Raw genomic sequence first — 18,408 nt, forward strand, 5'->3', positions numbered from 1 at the left:
ACGCATAACGTCGTGTTCGTGCAGCCGAGCAGCCTGATCTTCCTGGTCATCATCGGGATCTGGGCTGCCTATTTTGTGCAGTACTGGGTCCGTCGGCGCGAGCACCTCGCCACAATCCGGTCCGTGGACGCCTTCTCGGAGACGATGCGAGTCCTCCAGCGACGCGCACCGCTGCCCTCGCTCGACCACGGCGGACAGGCTCCCCGCACGTATGCCGTGAGTCCCGCCCGTGCGATGCGACCCCAGGTCACGGTCAAGCGCGCCGAAGCCCACGTCGCTGCCCCGATCGAGCAGATCGAGCGCACTGAGGTCATCGAGCCGATCGCCGGGACCCACGTCGGCATGCGCCCCAACCGCGCCACCCGCGGCACCGTCGTCCTCATCGGCCTGGCCGGCACCGTCATCTTCGGACTGCTGTCCGTCCTCGGTGTGCTGGTGTCGTGGTCCTTCGTCGTGCCACTGGTGATGGCGGCCGGTGGTTTCGTCTGGCTCCGCGCCGGTGTCCAGGCAGAGATCAAGGCGAAGCGCGCAGCTCGCGGCCGCGCCCGTCGTGCCACGGCTCGGACCTCAGCACCTGCTGCGCGGATGTCCGCACCTGTTGCTGCGTCCCTGTCCACTGCGTCGCCGCAGCGTTCGGTCGACACCGTCGCCAGCGAGCCCACCCCTGAACCTGTCCACGAGTCGGCACCCTTCGACGTGGCCTCCGAGGTTGCGGTCAGCACCGCCACGTCCGCGCCCGCTGCTCACGAGCCCGTGGAGTTGCAGCCCGTCGCCCAGCACGAGGTGCCCCTGCCCGAGCTCGACGAGGACGACATCCCGCTCACCTGGGACCCCCGTCCGGTGCCGCGCCCGACCTACACGATGAAAGCCAAGGCCGCCGAGCGTCCCGCACCCACTCGGGAAGCCGAGCCGGCAGCTGAAGCCGAGCACCCGGCATACGACGAAGTTCTGCAGCGCCGCACGGCCGGCGGCTGACTCCCCTTCACACCTACGACGAACGCCCCGCGAACTCGCGGGGCGTTCGTCATTCGGCTGGGGGCTACTTCAACTGCTTCGCTTCCTCGACTTCGTCCGCAAGGGCCTCGGGCACCGGCTCTCCGTCGAGGAGGTGGTGGCCCACGGCGTTGAGAACGGCCACGAGGGGGACGGCGATGAGTGCACCCAGGATGCCCGCGACAACCACGCCACCGGCAATCCCGAGGATGACGGCCAAGGGGTGCACCCGGACCGCGCGCCCGAGCAGGAACGGCTGCAGCACGTGCGACTCGAGCTGCTGCACCGCGACGACGCCACCAAGCATGATCAGGGCCTGGACCGGGCCCAGGGCCACGAGGGCGAGCAGGACCGGCACAGCACCCGAGATGGCGGCACCGATGACAGGAACGAACGCGCCGAAGAAGACGAGCACGGCGACACCCGACGCGAACGGCACCCCGAGCACGCCGGCAACGATGCCGATGCCGAGGGCGTCGACCGCAGCCACGAGGATCGTCGCGCGGGTGAAGGCCGAGAGCTGACCCCAGGCGATGACGCCGGAGGAGTGGACGCGGTCGCGGGAGGTGCGTGGGAAGAGGCGGACGACCCACGCCCAGATGCGCTCACCGTCATAGAGGAAGAAGAACAGCGCGAACATCGCGATGAAGAAGCCGGCGAGGACGTGCGTCACGGTCAGGCCCGCCTGCGCGGCCGTCTCGCCGATGTTGCCCCCACCAGAGCTCAGTTCTTCGCGAGCCTTGTCGATCCACTCGTCGACCTGGGTGTCGGTGACCCCGAAGCTTGTGCGGAACCAGCTGCGGATCTCGTCAATTCCGTCACCCACTTGGGCGCTGATGTCACTGAACTGCGCCGAGAACTGCGAGCCGACGAAGCTCAGGGCGCCCACGATGACCGCGAGGGTGCCGAGCACGGTCAGGCCGGCCGCCGCACCGCGCGGGATGACGCGAGCGAGGCCGCGGGTGATCGGCATGAGCAGGGCCGCGAGGAGCAGGGCGATGATGATCGGCACCGTGACCTCGGAGAGGTAGGCGAAGACCCACAACGTGCCGAGCACTGCTGCCGCGATGATGATCAGTCGCCACGACCACTCGCTGGCGGTGCGCACTCCCATGGGGACCTGCCACGCTGCTGGCTGGTGCGTCGGATCGGTGTCGACGGCGGGTTGACCGGGTGCTGGTGAGGCCTCGATTGCCGGGGCCGGCATCCCAAGTCTTGGCAGGTCAGCGGGGTCGGCGCGGCCGACTCGGCCGGACGGCATACGAAGGCGCATGCCGTTGAGCGTATGCCGCGCTCGTCCGGTTTCGTGACCAGCCGCGGCCGGTGTTATCGTGATGCCGCTCAATGGGGCTGTGGCGCAGTTGGTAGCGCGTCTCGTTCGCAATGAGAAGGCCAGGGGTTCGAATCCCCTCAGCTCCACCCGTTCGGAACCCCGTCTGACCAGCACGAAGGTGCTCGGTGAGGCGGGGTTTCTTCGTGTCATTCCCATCGGGTCCGGTTGTGTGTGCCTCCGGGTACCCCCGGGTGTTGAGACGGTCCAGTTCAGCCGGAGGTGAAGGTCACCACCGATCAGAGGCGGAGCAGGTGACCCTCACCCGGGCCGGGGGACCTTTGGCCCTACGCCTCCTGCTCGAGCGATGATCGAGTGGTGCGCGGAGAGGCTTCTCGTCTGCCAAGAAGAAGCCATGACCCATTCCTCGACACCTCACGGAGACCCCATGCTGTCCACCAAGTCCGCCGCCGTCGTCAAGGCCACGCTGCCCGTCATAGGCGCCGCCATCGGCGACATCACGCCGGTGTTCTACAAGCGCATGTTCGCCGCGCATCCGGAGCTCGAACGTGATCTGTTCAATCGTGGCAACCAAGCCCAAGGTGACCAGCAGAGCGCGCTCGCAGGCGCGATCGCGGCGTACGCCACGCTCTTGGTGGCGGAGGATGGGCGCGACCCGGTCGAGGTGCTGGCCCGCATTGCCCACAAGCATGCCTCGCTCGGCATCACTGAGGATCAGTACCCGATCGTCCACGAGCACTTGTTCGCCGCGATCGTCGAGGTGCTCGGTGACGCGCTCACCGCCGAAGTCGCCAGCGCCTGGGACGAGGTCTATTGGCACATGGCCGGAGCGCTGGTCACCATCGAGAAAGGCTTGTACGCCGAAGCCGGCGTGGCAGACGGTGACGTGTGGCGCACCCTCGTCCTGCGCCAACGCCGCCAGGAGTCGCCGGACACGGTGTCCTTCGTGGTCGGCACCGCTGACCGCAGCGCGCTGCCGGACGCGCGTCCGGGACAGTACGTGTCGGTCCAGGTGACACTGCCGGATGGCGCCCGCCAGATCCGCCAGTACAGCCTCACTCGATCTTCCGAGCCCAGCGAGTGGGGAATCTCGGTCAAGGCCGCCCCCATGACTCATGCTGCTGACGGCACAGTCATTCCGGCTGGCGAGGTGTCGAACTTTTTGCACCACAACTTCTTCGAGGGTGACGAGATCAGGGCTTCGGCTCCCTTCGGCGACCTGGTCGTCGAGGACTCAAACCAGCCCTTGGTCCTCATCTCTGCGGGCATCGGCGCCACCCCCATCATTGGCATCCTTCACTACCTGGCGGGCATCGGCTCTGCCCGCGAAGTTCTGGTGTTGCACGCCGACCGCTCACCGGCGCGGCACGCCCACCGGCAAGAGCTGAAGGAGTTGGTGGCAGCCATGCCGACTGCCTCCCTGCACCGGTGGTACGAGGACCTCGGCGTTCGCCCGACCCGCGACGTCCTCCGGGCCGGACGGGTCGACCTCGGGACGGTGGAGATCCCCACCGACGCGCAGTTCTACCTGTGCGGACCGCTGCCGTTCATGGAATCCGTACACACCAGCCTGATCGAACAGAACGTCCCCGAGACTGACATTCACTACGAGGTCTTCGGCCCGGACAAGTGGTTGGCGTCGGCCTGAGTCACAGACCGCCGTGACCCGTTCTTCGCGATCCCCAGGAGAGCGAGCCACTCGACCCACCGAGGAGACCTTGTCTGCGCGGGCCGGCCCGTCCCCATTCCCGTGATGAGGTGCCGCGAGGGCGCAACTTTCTGTGACCCCGCCGCACGAGCGCCAACGCCTTAGTCTCCTTTGGTGGGCAGACCGGTCCTCGGACGGTCCGCGTCAACGAAGACACACCAGCAACGGAGGACCGATCGTGATCGACACCCGAAGCAGTTTCAGTCTCGACGGACGAGTCGCCGTGGTCACTGGCGGGACCCGAGGCCTTGGTGAAGGTTTTGCCCGGGCCCTCGGCGGCGCCGGGGCGTCGGTGATGCTGCTCGGCCGGGATCGGGCGCGGGGCGAGGCCGTTGCCACAGAGCTGATCGGCGAAGGCGTCGACGCGGCATACCTGACCGCGGATGTCACCGAGCCCGATGAGGTGACCCGGGCTCTCGAGGAGACCATCACTCGGTTCGGGCGATGTGACATCTTGGTCAACAACGCCGGCGCGTGCGTCCATGCGCCAGCACTGGATGTGACGCCCGAGGACTGGCGCAAGGTCATGTCCGTGAACCTTGACGCCGTGTGGACCTGCAGCCAAACCTTCGGCCGGCACTTCGTCGAGCAACGCGCAGGGGTGATCGTCAACATCGGGTCCATGTCCGGACTCATCGTCAACCGGCCTCAGTGGCAGCCTGCCTACAACGCCTCCAAGGCTGCCGTGCATCACCTCACTCGCAGTCTTGCGGCCGAATGGGGTGAGTTCGGCGTCCGCGTCAACGCTCTCGCGCCGGGCTACATCAAAACGGACATGTCGCCCGTGGACGAACCACGCTTCCGACAGAACTGGATCGAGGACGCTCCACTACGGCGCTACGGAACGGTCGAAGAACTGGCGCCAGCAGTGGTGTTCCTGGCCAGCGACGCGTCCTCCTTCATCACCGGCTCGGTGCTCGTCGCCGATGGTGGCTACACGGCCTTCTGACCGACCCGGTCCCTGTAGTCGATCAGGTGTGATGAGATGCCCGCGTGGCACAAGTCGGACGGCTGGACCGTTTCCAGCGCAAGCACCCCGTCGTGGGTTACCCCCTTGCCGTCATCTACAAGTTCATCGACGACCAGGCGGGCTACCTCGTCGGGCTCATCGCCTACTACGCGTTCCTGTCCTTCTTCCCGCTGCTGATCCTCTTCACGACAGCGCTGAGCTTCGTCCTGTCCAACTACCAGGACCTGCAGGACCTGGTGCTCAACTCGGCGCTCTCGGAGATTCCGATCATCGGCCAGCAGCTGGGGGAGCCGCAGACCCTGCGGGGCAGCGCGACGGGAATCATCGTGAGCAGCGTCGTCGCCCTGTACGGCGGACTCGGCGTCGGGCAGGCCTTCCAGTACGCGATGAATACGGTCTGGGGCGTGCCGCGCAACTCTCGGCCCAACCCCTTCAGGGCGCGGGGCCGCAGCTTCCTGCTCCTGTTGACGATCCTGCTCTTCGTCATCCTGACCACCACGATCTCCATCGTCAGTGCTCGGGCCAGTGACGACTTCCCGGTGACCACGCGTTTCGCGGTCACGGTCATCACCTTTTTGGGGACGGCGCTGGTGTTCGCGCTCGGGATGCGTCGCGCCGTCGCGCTCGACCTGGGGCTGAAGCAGGTGGTGGTCGGAGCAGTGGGGGCCGCAGGCACGTGGCAGGTGCTGCAGTACTTCGGGGTCGGGCTCGTCGAAAGAGCGGCGAGCTCGACGTCAGCGACCAACGGTGTGTTCGGCATCGTCATCGGGCTGTTCGCGTTCTTCCACCTGGCCGCGTTCGGCACGGTGCTCTTTGCCGAGGCGGACGTCGTGCGTGAACGCCACCTCTATCCGAGGGCGCTCCTCACGCAGTTCACCGACAACGTCGACCTCACCGATGGCGACCGCCGCGCTTATGCACAGCAGGCGCGCATCGGTCGGTTCAAGGAGTACCAACAGATTGACGTCGACTTCGAGCGCCCGATGGAACCGGTCGAACCGATCGAGCCCGACCAGCCCGTCGATCCAGCGCGCTGATTCGAGCCGGTCAGGCGCTCACCGTCGGGTGCTGCACGTTGGCCGTCGTTGTCACGGCGCGCTCGCACAGCCCGAGGAATGCGCCCAACGCGGTGAGCTCGTCGGGAGTGCGCGGCGCAAAGTCCGTCAGCACGGTCGAACGAACCAGGTATGCCGCGTGCTGGGCTCGTGAGACCGCGACGTTGATCCGGTGGCGATCGAGGAGAAAACCGATGCCCCGAGGGACGTCGGCGTGGGCGGACGCCGCCATCGACACGATCGCCACGGGCGCCTCGCGACCCTGGAACTTGTCGACGGTGCCGACGGAGATGTCGAGGAATCCCGCTGCGTCGAGGGCAGCCCGCAACGTGCCGACCTGCGCGTTGTAGGGCGTGATGACGAGGATGTCGTTCTGGCCGAGTGGCCGCGACGCTTCGTCGGGGGAGAGTTGCCAGCCCCGGCCGACGTGGTCGCGCACGAGGTCGACGACGACGTCGGCTTCCTCGGGTGACCACTGGGCGCGGTCGCGGTGGTCGACGAGGCGGACGTGCAGGCCCGGGTCCACTCCCTCGAGCAGGCGCTTGGCGGTGCGGTCCTCGTGGGAGCGCAACCGGCCCTCGTAGGCCAGTCGGGAGACCGGCTCGGTGAGGGCAGGGTGCATGCGCCAGGTCGTCTCGAGGAAGTAGCCGTGGGTCGAGGGCAGCACGCGCTCGTCCTCACGCTCGGCGCGGATGACCCATCCGAGGGCTGACGCATCGACGGGCTCGGGGTGGGTGCCCTGTGAGACCTGGGGCAGCTGCTGCGGATCGCCAAGCAGGAGAAGGCGATCGGCCGACTCCGCCACGGCCAGGGTCTTCGCCAAGGAGTACTGCCCCGCCTCGTCGATGACCAAGAGATCGAGCTGACCCGGCTGAACGCGCTTGGGGTTGGTGAGATCCCAGGCCGTGCCGCCGATGACGTAGCCACCCTGCTGCTCTGCCGCAAAGCCTGCGAGGTCGTCGGCCGAGGCGAGGTCGGTCCACGAAGGATCCGTCGCATCCTTGGTCATCTTTCCCACCTGCTCGGGCTCGACCCCAGCCTCGACAACGGCGGCGAGCACGTTCTCGATCGAAGCGTGGGACTGGGCGCAGACCCCGACCCGCCAGCCGTGGTCACGCACGAGGTGCGCGATGACCTGCGAGGCGACGTAGGTCTTTCCGGTCCCGGGAGGGCCCTGCACCGAAAGGGCTGATCGGTCGAGATCGAGCAGCGCAGCCTCGATGGCGCGGACATATCGGTCATCACCCTCACCGACGACGGGCAGCGAACCACCGGACCGCAGGCGCGGCGGCTGCCGCAGCAAGACGTCGACTCCGGCGCCGGCAGGCAGCTCGGGCAGCGAAGCCTGCACCCGACGGGCCAGGCGCTCGAGGGCCGCGTCGATGTTGGTCGTGCGAACGATGCCGCTCGGCACCAGGGCGGCGGGAGCGTCGGAGTGCTCGTCGCCGTCCTTGGGCATGAGCTCCTCGAGCGTCAGCACCTGGTGCACGTGACCATTGGGCGCGATGACGTCGTCGGTCTCGAGGACCTTGACGGAGGCCGACGACTTGGCGTTGAGGTGGCCCGGCAGCACCTCGACGCCCAGCGGCGGGGGAGAGGCATAGACCGCAGCAATCTCGGCCCCGGGTGCCAGCAGGGTTCCACCCATTGGCTCGCCCTTGACGACGATCGTGCGCCGAGGACGCTGCCGCGGGGTGTCCTTGTGCCAGTCCTCGACGACCTCGCCGTCCTCGATGAGGAAGACACCGGGGTCGGGCATCCACTCGGTGACGGGCAGCCGCAACCGGTCGAAGTGCTTCCACCAGAACGGCTTGTCCTCACGGGCGTGGAACAGCAGGGTCGCTGCCACCATGGCGATGGTCTGCTGCTCGGCCGTGCGGTCCTGAGGCTTGACGCCGTCGATCGTGGAACGCAGCAGCGCCTCGAGCTCTAGGAGGGCCACTCGCGAGTCGCTCGGCAGTTGCGCCGAAGCAGCAACACCGGGCAGCGATCCGTCACCAGACAGAGGCGACGCGGTGGACCCATTGGGCTCGCCGACACCATCGGCCTCGACCCGACGCGACAACAGCCAGTTGCGCAGGAGCAGGGTCGAGACGCAGTCCTCTTCGTTGTAGTTGGCGATGTCCTGGATCTCGCGCTCGGCGGTGGCGCGGTCCTCGATCTCACGAGCGAGGACGAACCGGTGGTAGGCCACGATCGAGTCGTCACCCTTGGCCACCGCCGCGGTGCGGTCGCCCATGTAGAGGGGCTCGAGCTTCTTGATGGAGTAGGACCGCTGCGACACGCGAATTCCCGCTCGCACCACGGCATACAGGTCGACGAAGACCCCGTCGCGCAGGAACTGGTCGATGTCGTCCTCGCACACCCCGTGGCGTGCCGCCAGCCGCAGCAACGCCGTCTTCTCGTAGGGCGCGTAGTGGTAGACGTGCAGATCCGGCCACTGGCGCCGACGCTCGTGCAGATAGGCGACGAAGTCGAGGAGAGCCTGCTTCTCCTGAGCGCGGTCATGCGCCCAGAACGTCACGAACCGCGGCTTCTCGCCGCCAGTCATGTCGACACCGTCGATCTCGACGAGACCGAACAGGTACTCCAATCCCCAGTCGTGAGAATCCCGCTCACTCCACAGGGGGTCGCCCTCGAAGTCGAAGAAGATGTCGCCATCACTCGGCGAGGGCAGGGCACGCAAAGCGGCAGCAGACGTCACCTCGGCGACGACGCGCCCCCCCGGATCGGCCTCCTGCACAAGCTGCAACCTGGCCTGCTCGCGCAACCGCGCCAACGTCGACTCGCGCACGTCGGCCACCGGCTCGGTGCGCACCGCCAACTGCTCGATCGTCGTGACTCCGGCCTCCAGCAGCCGGCGACGCTGCGGCAACCGCACGCCCGCCACCAGCAGCACGTCACGCGCAGCCTCCGACTCGGCCTCGCACACCTCACAACGGCCACACGCCAACCAGCGCGGGTCGCCCCACTGCGCCAGTCCCGACTCGGCGCGGTGCTCCGCCAGCACCGACTCCAACCGAGCCCGTCGCGCGGCATACACAGGAAGGATGTCGTCGAGCAGGTGGTCCGTCGACACACCACTGCCCAGGACCAACCGCGCCACGGGAGCAGTCGGCACGCCCGCGGAACGCAACTGGGCGGCATACGCCGCGATCTGGAGCAACGCTGGGACGCTCGCGGACCGCGCAAGCTTGGTGTCGCAGACGAGCCACCCGTCGGAGGTGCGCTCGAGGAAGTCGGCGTGACCGACGAGTCCGCCGTCGAAGAACGTCGCCTGGAACACGACGTCCGTGTCGTCACCCCGCAGCGTGGCAATCGTCGTGTCGTGAGCCGCGGTCAGGGAGGCCAGGTCATAGGCCGGCCGAGGGAACTGCTTGACCCGCCCCGGGTGCGCGGCCGAGAGCCGAAGCAGCTCCTGGCGTTCGTGGGCGTCTCCGAGCTCCTTGAGTCGCTCCATCATCAGCTCCTCTGCCTGCGGCGCCCTGGGCGCGCGACCGAGCGTGACGTCGAGCTCGCGGACGAGCGCGAACTCGCACAGGGAGGCGAGGCGCAGGTCGCTCGGGCTGAGGATCAGACGCCCGTCGTCACGAAGGAGGAACATGTTTCACACGATAGGTACGTGCACTGACACGGGCCGGGAGGTGGGGGCCCGCCAGGACCTCTCACTTCGCTTGGCATCGGTGTCAGCGATGTCTTGGCACATCACATGGCCGCGGCGATCAGGCGAAGTGAGTGAAACCCACTTCCGGCGGGAAAGTCATCGCGCTCAGATCCAGGACGGGAACCACATGAGCCGCAACCAGTGCGAGTACGGCACGACCTGCGCCGAGTAGATCGGGTAGAACCACGCGAACAACGCGATCGTCACCAACAGATAGCCGCCGACCACGATCGCGCCCCACCGTCGCCGCTCCCGCGTCGCCGACCGGCCCCCGAGCACCAACCCCGCGCAGAACGTCAGCCCCAGGATCACCCACGGCTCGAACGCGACGGAGTAGAAGGCGTAGATCGTGCGGTGCTGGTACATGAACCACGGCGCATAGCCCGCGAGCATCCCGGCCAGCACGGCGCCCGCCCGCCAGTCGCGACGCACCACCCAGTAGAACGCGCACACGAGCAGCGCCACGATCCCGACCCACCACACCGACACCGTGCCGATCGTGTGCACGGCCTGCGAGCACGAGTCGACGGTGCACGACCCCTCACCGCGCTTCGTGCCCGCATAGAAGAACGACGTCGGCCGCGCCTGGATCATCCAGCCCCACGGGTTCGACGAGTAGGAGTGCGGCGTCGACAGGGTGGTGTTGAAGTCCCACATGTCCTGGTGGTACTTCACGAAGTTGCGCAGGACCGCCGGCAGCCACTGGATGCCCTCGCCGGGGTGGAAGGTGTTCCACTTCCGGTGATAGCCGTCCGATGACGCGAACCAGCCCGACCACGACGCGACGTAGACGACGGCGGAGGTCACGACGAGCTGCACCGCGGCATACGGGCCGTCCTTGAAGAGCCCCTCGCGAAGCCACGGCCGCACGCCCACCGCACGGCGCGCGCCCACGTCCCACAGCACCGTCATCAACCCGAAGACCGCCAGGAAGAACAGGCCCGACCACTTCGTGGAGATGCACAACCCGAGTGAGATGCCCGCGAGCCAGCGCCAGGGCCGGACTCCCAGCCACGGACCTCTTTTCAGGGGTATGCCGGGTGCTCGCCGTCCGACGATCGTCGCGAGTTTTTCGCGGCTCTGGTCTCGATCGACGACGAGCGCCGCGAAACCTGCGAGGGCGAAGAAGGACACGATCATGTCGAGGATGCCGGTGCGGGACATTGTGAAGTGCGTGCCCTCGACCGCGAGCAGCAGTGCGGCGATGCAACCCAACAGCGTCGAGCCGAACATGCGACGGGCGACGCGACCCACGATGAGGATCGACAGGGTCCCGAGTGCAGCGACGGCGAAGCGCCATCCGAAGGAGCTCGTCGGCCCGAACAGCCATTCGCCCGCACCGATGAGCCACTTGCCGACGGGTGGGTGGACGACCATGTCGCCCTGGTCGCTGAAGACATTGACGTTGCCGGCGTTCCAGAGCTTGTCGGCGTCCTCGTTCTTGCCCTGGACGCGCATCTCGACGCCGTGCTGGATGAGCGACCAGCCCTGCTTGACGTAGTACGTCTCGTCGAAGACCAGCGAGTGCGGCCGGTCGAGGTGCCAGAAGCGGAGGAATCCCCCGATCGCCGCAATGAACAACGGTCCGACCCAACCCCAGGCGCGGTCCGTGGGAGTTGTCCCGAGCAGGCGGTCGCGCAGCTCGTCGGTCCGGGTCACCGGGCCATCGTAGGCAACGCTCCTTGTGAAACCCCGTGGGAGGATCACAACATGACTGCTGAACCGCGTGACGGAGTTCTCGTGCTCGCAGCCACGCCCATCGGCGACCCACGCGACGCAGCCCCCCGGCTGGCGGACGAACTGGCCACCGCCGACGTCATCGCGGCGGAGGACACGCGCCGGTTGCACCGGTTGTGCCAGGCCCTTGACGTCAACCCGACCGGCAAGGTCGTCAGCTACCACGAGCACAACGAGGCGTCGCGTACCGCGGATCTCGTCGAGAGACTTCGCGAGGGCGCTCGCGTTCTCGTCGTCACCGATGCGGGTATGCCGTCCGTCTCCGACCCGGGATACCGGCTGGTCTCCGCTGCGGTCGGGATCGACGTTCGGGTGACGTGTGTGCCCGGGCCCTCTGCGGTGTTGATGGCGCTGGCCGTGTCCGGGTTGCCCGTCGACCGGTTCTGCTTCGAGGGGTTCCTGCCGCGCAAGGGTGGGGAACGAATGAGATCGCTGCGGGCTCTAGCTGAAGAGAAGCGGACGATGGTGTTCTTCGAGGCGCCGCACCGGATCGCCAAGTCGTTGGCTGCGATGGAGGAGGCGTTCGGTGGGGACCGTCGGGCGGCGGTGTGCCGTGAGCTGACCAAGACGTATGAAGAGGTCCGGCGTGGGTCCCTGGTCGAGCTGGTGGCCTGGGCCGATGACGGGGTGCGCGGCGAGATCACGGTCGTGGTGGCTGGGGCGCTCGCTGTCGCGGGTGACGTCGAGAGCAACCTGACGTCGATCCTCGACCGGGTCGCGGAGGGAGAGCGGCTCAAGGACGTGTGCGCCGACGTCGCCTCGGCCACGGGCCTGTCCAAGTCAGCCCTCTACAACGCTGCCCTCGCCGCCCAGAAACCCTGAGCCCAAACGCACGAGCGACTTCGTGCCGGACCCCACACCCCACTTCGTGCCCCAAACGGACATGAGGAGCGCAGCGACGAGTGTCCGTCTGGGGCACGAAGGCGAGTCAGCAGGTGACGCAGGTTCGTGCTGTGGGTCGCGCCTCGAGGCGGGCCTTCAGGATCTGGCCACCGCACTTCGCGCACACCCCGAAGGTGTCGTCGGCCAGGCGGGTGAGCGCTGCCTCGATCTCGGTGAGATGGGCGCGCGCCTGATGGATGAGGGCGTCGACCTGGGAGCGCTCGAAGGCGATCGTCGCGCCCTCGGGGTCGTGCTCGTCGTCGGCGTTGCTGTCGCGTGAGGAGTCCACGATCCGGTCGAAGTCGCCGGTCAGCGCCGTCAGCCGGTCGAGCGTCGCCTGTCGCTCCTGCTCGAGAACGCTTCGGGTTTCCTCCACCCACGCATCGTGTCAGTGAGCGCCGACAAGGCGAGCGGACGGCATACGCCACTCGCGCCCCTGTCGGTCACGGTCGATAGGTTGGAGACCATGAAAACACGCAACGTGGGAGACACGCAGGTTGGCGCCATCGGCCTCGGACTGATGACCTTCGACCAGAGCGGGACCCAGCCCCGGCAGCAGCTCATCGACACCGTGCGGGCCGCGCTCGACGCCGGCGTGACCCTGTTCGACACCGCTGACGCCTACGGTCCCGGCGAGGAGAAGGGGCGCGAGGCGCAGGGCGAGAACGAGCGACTCATCGCCTCGATCCTCGACGAGCTCGGCGTGCGCGACCGCGTGCTCCTGGCCACCAAGGGCGGACACGTGCGCACGGAGGGGGGCGGCTGGGACACCGACAGCTCTGCCGACCACTTGCGTCGGGCCGTCGACGCGAGCCTGGGCCGGCTCGGCATCGACGAGATTGCGCTGTGGCAGCACCACCGCCCGGACCCGGACGTGCCCTATGACGAGGTCATCGGCACCCTCAAGGAGATCGCCGACAGCGGCAAGGTCGCCGGGGTCGGACTCTCCAACGCCAACCCCGACCAGATCCGTGCTGCACACGCGGTGCTCGGCGACTCGCTCGTGAGCGTCCAGAACCAGTTCAGCCCGGCCTTCCGCAGCAGCCGCCCGGAGATCGAGGTTTGTGAGGAGCTGGGGCTGGCCTTCCTCCCGTGGAGCCCGCTCGGAGGACTCGGTGGCGCGAAGGACCTCGCCGAGACGTTCCCGGCATTTGCCGACGTCGCCGATGCCCACGGGGTCAGCGCCCAACAGGTTGCCCTGGCGTGGGAGCTGGCGCAGTCTCCCGTCGTCATCCCCATCCCCGGCGCCAAGCGTCCCCAGTCGGTCACCGACTCCGCAGCCGCAGCAGGCCTCGAGCTCAGCGCAGACGAGGTGGCCCGGCTCAACGCGTGACGGGCCGGGCACGAGTAGGGGAGCGGACGGCATACGCGTCAGTAACGTGCCTATCTCACACGTGAGTTAGGTCTGCCTGAGCGCAGATCGCGGGTCGGCGCGCGGTACCTTTCGTTCCATGCCCACGACGACTCTCTCTCCGCGCGGGACCACCGCGCGGGGCACGACGATCGCGCTCAAGCTGCTCATGGCAGTGACCGGCCTGGTCTTCGTTGGATACCTGCTCCTGCACATGTACGGCAACCTCAAGGCCCTCACGGGAGAGGAGGGTTTCAACGAGTACGCAGAGCACCTGCGGGAGTTCGGTGAGCCGATGCTTCCCCACGGCGGACTCCTCTGGATCGTGCGAGTTGTGCTCCTGCTGTCGCTCGTCGGTCACGTGTATGCCGCGTACAAGCTGTGGAGCCGCGCCGGTAGTGCGCGCCGCACGAAGTACGCCGCAGTCAAGACCGCCGCGACCTCGTTGTGGATGCGTTGGGGCGGTGTCTTCCTGCTCACCTTCATCGTGTGGCACCTGCTCCACTTCACGATCATCAAGATCTCGCCCAACGGCGACAAGCAGGGTGCCAACATCACCGAGAACCCCTACCAGCTCGTGGTCGCGAGCTTCCAGGTGTGGTGGATGGTGTTGATCTACGTCGCGGCGATGATCGCGCTCTTCATGCACCTCAAGCACGGCGTCTACAGCGCGCAGCAGACCCTCGGCTGGACGGGTTCGCCCAAGGCGCACGTGCGGGCCAGGACGATCGGTCTCGCCGTCGCGGCGCTCATCACCGTCGGGTTCCTCATCCCGCCGCTGTCCATCGCATTCGGCCTGATCGACTGAAGGTGTCGCAGAACATGACTCAGAACTCCACCGGCTCGGCCCGCCTCGTCCAGGGTCTCTACACCGAGGGTTCGCCGATTGCGGACCACAAGGCGCCTGACGGCCCCATCGACAAGAAGTGGACCCGTCGCAAGTTCGAGGCTTCCTTGGTCAACCCGGCGAACCGGCGCAAGATGTCGGTCATCATCGTCGGCACCGGGCTCGCGGGTGGCGCTGCCGCTGCCACGCTCGGCGAGGCCGGCTACCACGTGAAGTCCTTCTGTTTCCAGGACTCCCCGCGTCGCGCGCACTCGATCGCCGCACAGGGTGGCATCAACGCCGCCAAGAACTACAAGGAGGACGGCGACTCCGTCCAGCGCCTCTTCTACGACACCGTCAAGGGTGGCGACTACCGCTCGCGCGAGGACAACGTCTATCGGCTCGCCGAGGTCAGCGCCAACATCATCGACCAGTGCGTTGCACAGGGTGTGCCCTTCGCTCGCGAGTACGGCGGACTGCTCGACAACCGCTCGTTCGGTGGCGTCCAGGTGTCGCGTACCTTCTATGCGCGCGGCCAGACAGGACAGCAGCTCCTCATCGGCGCCTATCAGGCCCTTGAGCGCCAGGTTGCCGCCAAGACGGTGGAGCAGTTCACCCGCCACGAGATGCTCGAGGTCATCGTCGAGGGAGAGGGTGCGAACCGTCGTGCCCGCGGCATCATCGTGCGCGACCTCGTCAGCGGTGAGATCGAGACCCACCTCGCCGACGCCGTCGTGCTGGCGTCGGGTGGCTACGGCAACGTCTTCTTCCTCTCCACCAACGCGATGGGCTCCAACGTCACCGCGTCGTGGCGTGCGCACCGCAAGGGCGCCCACATGGCCAACCCCTGCTACACGCAGATCCACCCGACCTGCATCCCGGTCTCCGGCGAGCACCAGTCCAAGCTCACGCTCATGTCGGAGTCACTGCGCAACGACGGGCGCATCTGGGTGCCCAAGAAGCGCGAGGACTGCGACAAGCCGGCCAACGACATCGCCGAGGACGACCGCGACTACTACCTGGAGCGGATCTACCCGGCGTTCGGCAACCTGGTGCCTCGCGACATCGCCTCCCGCCAGGCCAAGAACGTCTGCGACGAGGGCCGAGGCGTCGGTCCCGTCGTCGGTGACTTCCGTCGAGGCGTCTACCTCGACTTCGCGGACGCCATCGCACGTCTGGGTCGCGAGGCCGTCGAGGAGAAGTACGGCAACCTCTTCGACATGTACGCCCGGATCACCGGTGAGAACCCGTACGAGACGCCGATGCGCATCTACCCGGCCGTGCACTACGTCATGGGTGGCCTCTGGGTCGACTACGACCTGCAGTCCTCGATCCAGGGACTCTTCGTCGCCGGTGAAGCCAACTTCTCCGACCACGGTGCCAACCGTCTCGGCGCCTCGGCCCTCATGCAGGGCCTGGCCGACGGCTACTTCGTCCTGCCCAACACGATCCGCGACTACCTCGCGAAGGTGAAGCCGAGCGAGCTCACGCAGGACAGCCCGGTCGTCGTCGCCGCGCGCGCTGAGGTCCAGGAGCGCACCGAGCGACTCCTCGCCGTCAACGGTGAGCGCAGCGTCGACTCCTTCCACCGTGAACTCGGCAACATCATGTGGGAGTACTGCGGCATGGAGCGCTCCGAGGAAGGTCTGCGCAAGGCCATCGACCTCATCAAGGGCCTGCGCGCCGAGTTCTGGCGCAACGTGCGCGTGCTCGGCGCCGCCGACACCCTCAACCAGTCCCTCGAGAAGGCTGGCCGTGTCGCCGACTTCCTCGAGCTGGGCGAGCTCATGTGCATTGACGCCCTGCACCGTCGCGAGTCCTGCGGCGGTCACTTCCGGGAAGAGAGCCAGACCGAGGACGGTGAGGCGCTGCGTCACGACGACGAGTTCGCCTACGTCGCGGCCTGGGAGTTCACGCCTCCCAGCGAGACCGAGGGCGTCGGCGCCGGAATGGGCGTCCCAGTCCTCCACAAGGAAGACCTCGTGTACGAGTTCATCGAGCTGAAGCAGCGGAGCTACAAGTGAGCGGCAACACGAACAACATGAACCTGACCCTCAAGATCTGGCGTCAGACCGGCCCGAACGACCAGGGCGGCCTCGTCACCTACCAGGTGTCGGACATCAGCCCGGACATGTCGTTCCTCGAGATGCTCGACGTCCTCAACGAGGAGCTCAACGCCAAGGGCGACGAGCCGATCGCGTTCGACAGCGACTGTCGTGAAGGCATCTGCGGCATGTGTGGCCTGATGATCTCCGGCCACGCCCACGGCCCCGAGCGGACGACGACGTGCCAGCTGCACATGCGCTCGTTCAAGGATGGCGAGACGATCACCGTCGAGCCGTGGCGCGCCGAGGCGTTCCCGATCATCCGTGACCTGGTCGTCGACCGGGGCGCGTTCGACCGCATCATCCAGTCCGGTGGTTACATCTCCGCCAACACGGGTTCCGCCCCTGACGCGCACGCCGCGCCCGTCCCCAAGGACAAGGCCGACCGCGCGTTCATGGCGGCCGAGTGCATCGGCTGTGGCGCGTGCGTCGCGGCCTGCCCCAACGCCAGCGGCATGCTCTTCATGGGCGCCAAGATCACCCACCTCGGTGAGCTGCCCCAGGGCCAGCCGGAGCGCGACGCCCGCGTCGTCTCCATGGTCAACCAGCACGACCACGAGGGCTTCGGCGGCTGCACCAACATCGGCGAGTGCTCGAACGCCTGCCCCAAGGGCATCCCGCAGGACGTCATCAGCCAGCTCAACCTGGACCTGCGCACGGCCCTCAAGAACGGCCACTGACACTCCGCAAGCGCTCGCGTTCTGCGGCCCCTCGCCCTCGCCGGGTGACGGACGTGGCTGCGCCGGTGGCGCGAGGGGCGCAGATCGTGGTGAGCGGCGCTGCCACGCGAGCGCCCTTCATGAGCCTCTACGCCGGTGGCGCGAGGGGCGCAGCTCGTGATGTCTGCGGGTCAGAGCCAGCTGAGGTGGTCCTTGAGGAGGGCGTAGCCCACGAACGCGACCACATCGAGGATCGTGTGGGCGACGACGAGCGGACCGACGCGCTTGGTCTTGGTGTAGATCCACCCGAACAGCAGCCCCATGATCGCGTTGCCGACGAACCCGCCGAAGCCTTGGTAGAGGTGATAGGAGCCGCGAATCAGCGCTGAGGACAGCATGATTCGCGTCGTCGACCAGCCTGCCTGCGACCAGCGGGTGAAGAGGTAGCCGATCATCACCACCTCTTCGAGGATGGCGTTCTGCGCGGCCGCCAGCACCAACACAGGAACGGCCCACCAGACGTCTGTCAGGTTCGCCGCAGCGATGGTGGTGTTGAGATCGAGAGCCCGCGCGACGGCATACAGGCCGAGTCCGGGAATCCCGACGAGGGCCGCGAGACCGAGTCCGCGCACGACATCTCGCGCGGGCTGGGTGAGGTCCCAGCCGATGGTGAAGCGGGCGCGCACGTCATCGCGCGACAACAGGTGCAGAGCCAGCGCGACCGGGACGAGCGCGAGGCCGATCCCGACGAGCTGATACGCCAGGTCGAGCCAGGGCCGGTCGGGCGTGACCGAGGAGTTCATCGCGGTCGTCTGCTGGCTCAGGGCCACTTGGGCAGTGAGCTTGCGGATGAGCGACAGCGCGCTCCAGATGGCCGACGCCCCCAGTGAGACACCGAGGACCAACCACGTCTCCGCGAGGTGCCGACTGCGCATTGCCGCAGCCTATGGCGCCCCGCTCAGGAAATGCTGTGAGGTCAGTGTGCGGCGGCGGTGTGGAAGTAGAACGCCGGGATGCTGAGCTGACGGCTGCGGCGGACGGTGCGCGACTCGAGGAGCGCGGGGACTCCGGCGAACGCGGTCAGACCGATGACGAGGACGCCGGCGACGGCGACGAGGACGGTGAGGTAGGTGGTGATGATCGAGAGATCGGTGAGCTGGCCCATGG

The 18,408-nt window shown here is 67.4% G+C and carries 15 protein-coding genes and 1 tRNA gene; 10 read left to right on the top strand and 6 right to left on the bottom strand.

The genetic code is table 11. The features are described 5' to 3' along the window. Window positions 1–18 precede the first annotated feature (18 nt). Window positions 19–975 (top strand): hypothetical protein, encoded by a 957-nt coding sequence (locus tag ACFQRE_RS06095; RefSeq protein WP_380119974.1) that lies wholly within the window; start codon window positions 19–21, stop codon window positions 973–975. A 64-nt stretch (window positions 976–1,039) separates the two neighbouring features. Here ACFQRE_RS06095 and ACFQRE_RS06100 read toward each other — a convergent pair whose 3' ends face one another. Then, on the bottom strand, window positions 1,040–2,266 hold the full coding sequence (locus tag ACFQRE_RS06100; protein WP_380119976.1) for an AI-2E family transporter: 1,227 nt from the start codon (window positions 2,264–2,266) through the stop codon (window positions 1,040–1,042). A gap of 73 nt (window positions 2,267–2,339) precedes the next feature. Here ACFQRE_RS06100 and ACFQRE_RS06105 point away from each other — a divergent pair. The 4 genes from ACFQRE_RS06105 (at window position 2,340) to ACFQRE_RS06120 (ending at window position 5,999) form a co-directional block, all read left to right on the top strand. Further along, window positions 2,340–2,412, top strand: a tRNA-Ala gene (locus ACFQRE_RS06105). 266 nt (window positions 2,413–2,678) lie between these two features. Further along, window positions 2,679–3,932, top strand: coding sequence for a globin domain-containing protein (locus ACFQRE_RS06110; protein WP_380119978.1), 1,254 nt, complete (start codon window positions 2,679–2,681; stop codon window positions 3,930–3,932). Window positions 3,933–4,170: 238 nt separating this feature from the next. Then, the gene (locus ACFQRE_RS06115) at window positions 4,171–4,941 is read left to right on the top strand and encodes an SDR family NAD(P)-dependent oxidoreductase (RefSeq protein WP_380119980.1); all 771 of its coding nucleotides are present in this window, start codon (window positions 4,171–4,173) and stop codon (window positions 4,939–4,941) included. 44 nt (window positions 4,942–4,985) lie between these two features. Further along, window positions 4,986–5,999, top strand: a complete 1,014-nt coding sequence (locus ACFQRE_RS06120) for a YihY/virulence factor BrkB family protein (RefSeq protein WP_380119982.1) — start codon at window positions 4,986–4,988, stop codon at window positions 5,997–5,999. A 10-nt stretch (window positions 6,000–6,009) separates the two neighbouring features. On the opposite strand, the gene ACFQRE_RS06125 is transcribed toward ACFQRE_RS06120, so the two are convergent. Both ACFQRE_RS06125 and ACFQRE_RS06130 read right to left on the bottom strand, forming a co-directional pair. Next, window positions 6,010–9,621 (bottom strand): TM0106 family RecB-like putative nuclease, encoded by a 3,612-nt coding sequence (locus ACFQRE_RS06125; RefSeq protein WP_380119984.1) that lies wholly within the window; start codon window positions 9,619–9,621, stop codon window positions 6,010–6,012. A 165-nt stretch (window positions 9,622–9,786) separates the two neighbouring features. Further along, entirely contained in the window at window positions 9,787–11,340 is a 1,554-nt protein-coding gene (locus tag ACFQRE_RS06130; protein WP_380119986.1) for a dolichyl-phosphate-mannose--protein mannosyltransferase, read from the bottom strand. Window positions 11,341–11,391: 51 nt separating this feature from the next. Here ACFQRE_RS06130 and rsmI point away from each other — a divergent pair, with 51 nt between their 5' ends. After that, the gene (rsmI, locus tag ACFQRE_RS06135; RefSeq protein WP_380119988.1) at window positions 11,392–12,240 is read left to right on the top strand and encodes a 16S rRNA (cytidine(1402)-2'-O)-methyltransferase; all 849 of its coding nucleotides are present in this window, start codon (window positions 11,392–11,394) and stop codon (window positions 12,238–12,240) included. 106 nt (window positions 12,241–12,346) lie between these two features. On the opposite strand, the gene ACFQRE_RS06140 is transcribed toward rsmI, so the two are convergent. Then, on the bottom strand, window positions 12,347–12,676 hold the full coding sequence (locus tag ACFQRE_RS06140) for a TraR/DksA family transcriptional regulator (RefSeq protein WP_380119990.1): 330 nt from the start codon (window positions 12,674–12,676) through the stop codon (window positions 12,347–12,349). A 90-nt stretch (window positions 12,677–12,766) separates the two neighbouring features. Here ACFQRE_RS06140 and ACFQRE_RS06145 point away from each other — a divergent pair, with 90 nt between their 5' ends. The 4 genes from ACFQRE_RS06145 (at window position 12,767) to ACFQRE_RS06160 (ending at window position 17,262) form a co-directional block, all read left to right on the top strand. After that, the gene (locus ACFQRE_RS06145; RefSeq protein WP_380119992.1) at window positions 12,767–13,633 is read left to right on the top strand and encodes an aldo/keto reductase; all 867 of its coding nucleotides are present in this window, start codon (window positions 12,767–12,769) and stop codon (window positions 13,631–13,633) included. Window positions 13,634–13,751: 118 nt separating this feature from the next. Beyond that, the gene (locus ACFQRE_RS06150; protein WP_380119994.1) at window positions 13,752–14,459 is read left to right on the top strand and encodes a succinate dehydrogenase cytochrome b subunit; all 708 of its coding nucleotides are present in this window, start codon (window positions 13,752–13,754) and stop codon (window positions 14,457–14,459) included. A gap of 14 nt (window positions 14,460–14,473) precedes the next feature. After that, window positions 14,474–16,501, top strand: coding sequence for a fumarate reductase/succinate dehydrogenase flavoprotein subunit (locus ACFQRE_RS06155; RefSeq protein WP_380119996.1), 2,028 nt, complete (start codon window positions 14,474–14,476; stop codon window positions 16,499–16,501). A 17-nt stretch (window positions 16,502–16,518) separates the two neighbouring features. Next, the gene (locus ACFQRE_RS06160; protein ID WP_380120446.1) at window positions 16,519–17,262 is read left to right on the top strand and encodes a succinate dehydrogenase/fumarate reductase iron-sulfur subunit; all 744 of its coding nucleotides are present in this window, start codon (window positions 16,519–16,521) and stop codon (window positions 17,260–17,262) included. Window positions 17,263–17,432: 170 nt separating this feature from the next. Here ACFQRE_RS06160 and ACFQRE_RS06165 read toward each other — a convergent pair whose 3' ends face one another. Next, the gene (locus tag ACFQRE_RS06165; RefSeq protein ID WP_380119998.1) at window positions 17,433–18,176 is read right to left on the bottom strand and encodes a CPBP family intramembrane glutamic endopeptidase; all 744 of its coding nucleotides are present in this window, start codon (window positions 18,174–18,176) and stop codon (window positions 17,433–17,435) included. Between the two features lie 41 nt (window positions 18,177–18,217). Beyond that, window positions 18,218–18,406 carry a hypothetical protein gene (locus ACFQRE_RS06170; protein WP_380120000.1) on the bottom strand — a complete coding sequence of 63 codons (189 nt, stop codon included), beginning with the start codon at window positions 18,404–18,406 and terminating at the stop codon, window positions 18,218–18,220. Window positions 18,407–18,408: the final 2 nt, after the last annotated feature.

This window comes from Knoellia pratensis (assembly GCF_042666395.1).
In the GTDB taxonomy this organism is placed as follows: Bacteria; Actinomycetota; Actinomycetes; order Actinomycetales; family Dermatophilaceae; genus Knoellia; species Knoellia pratensis.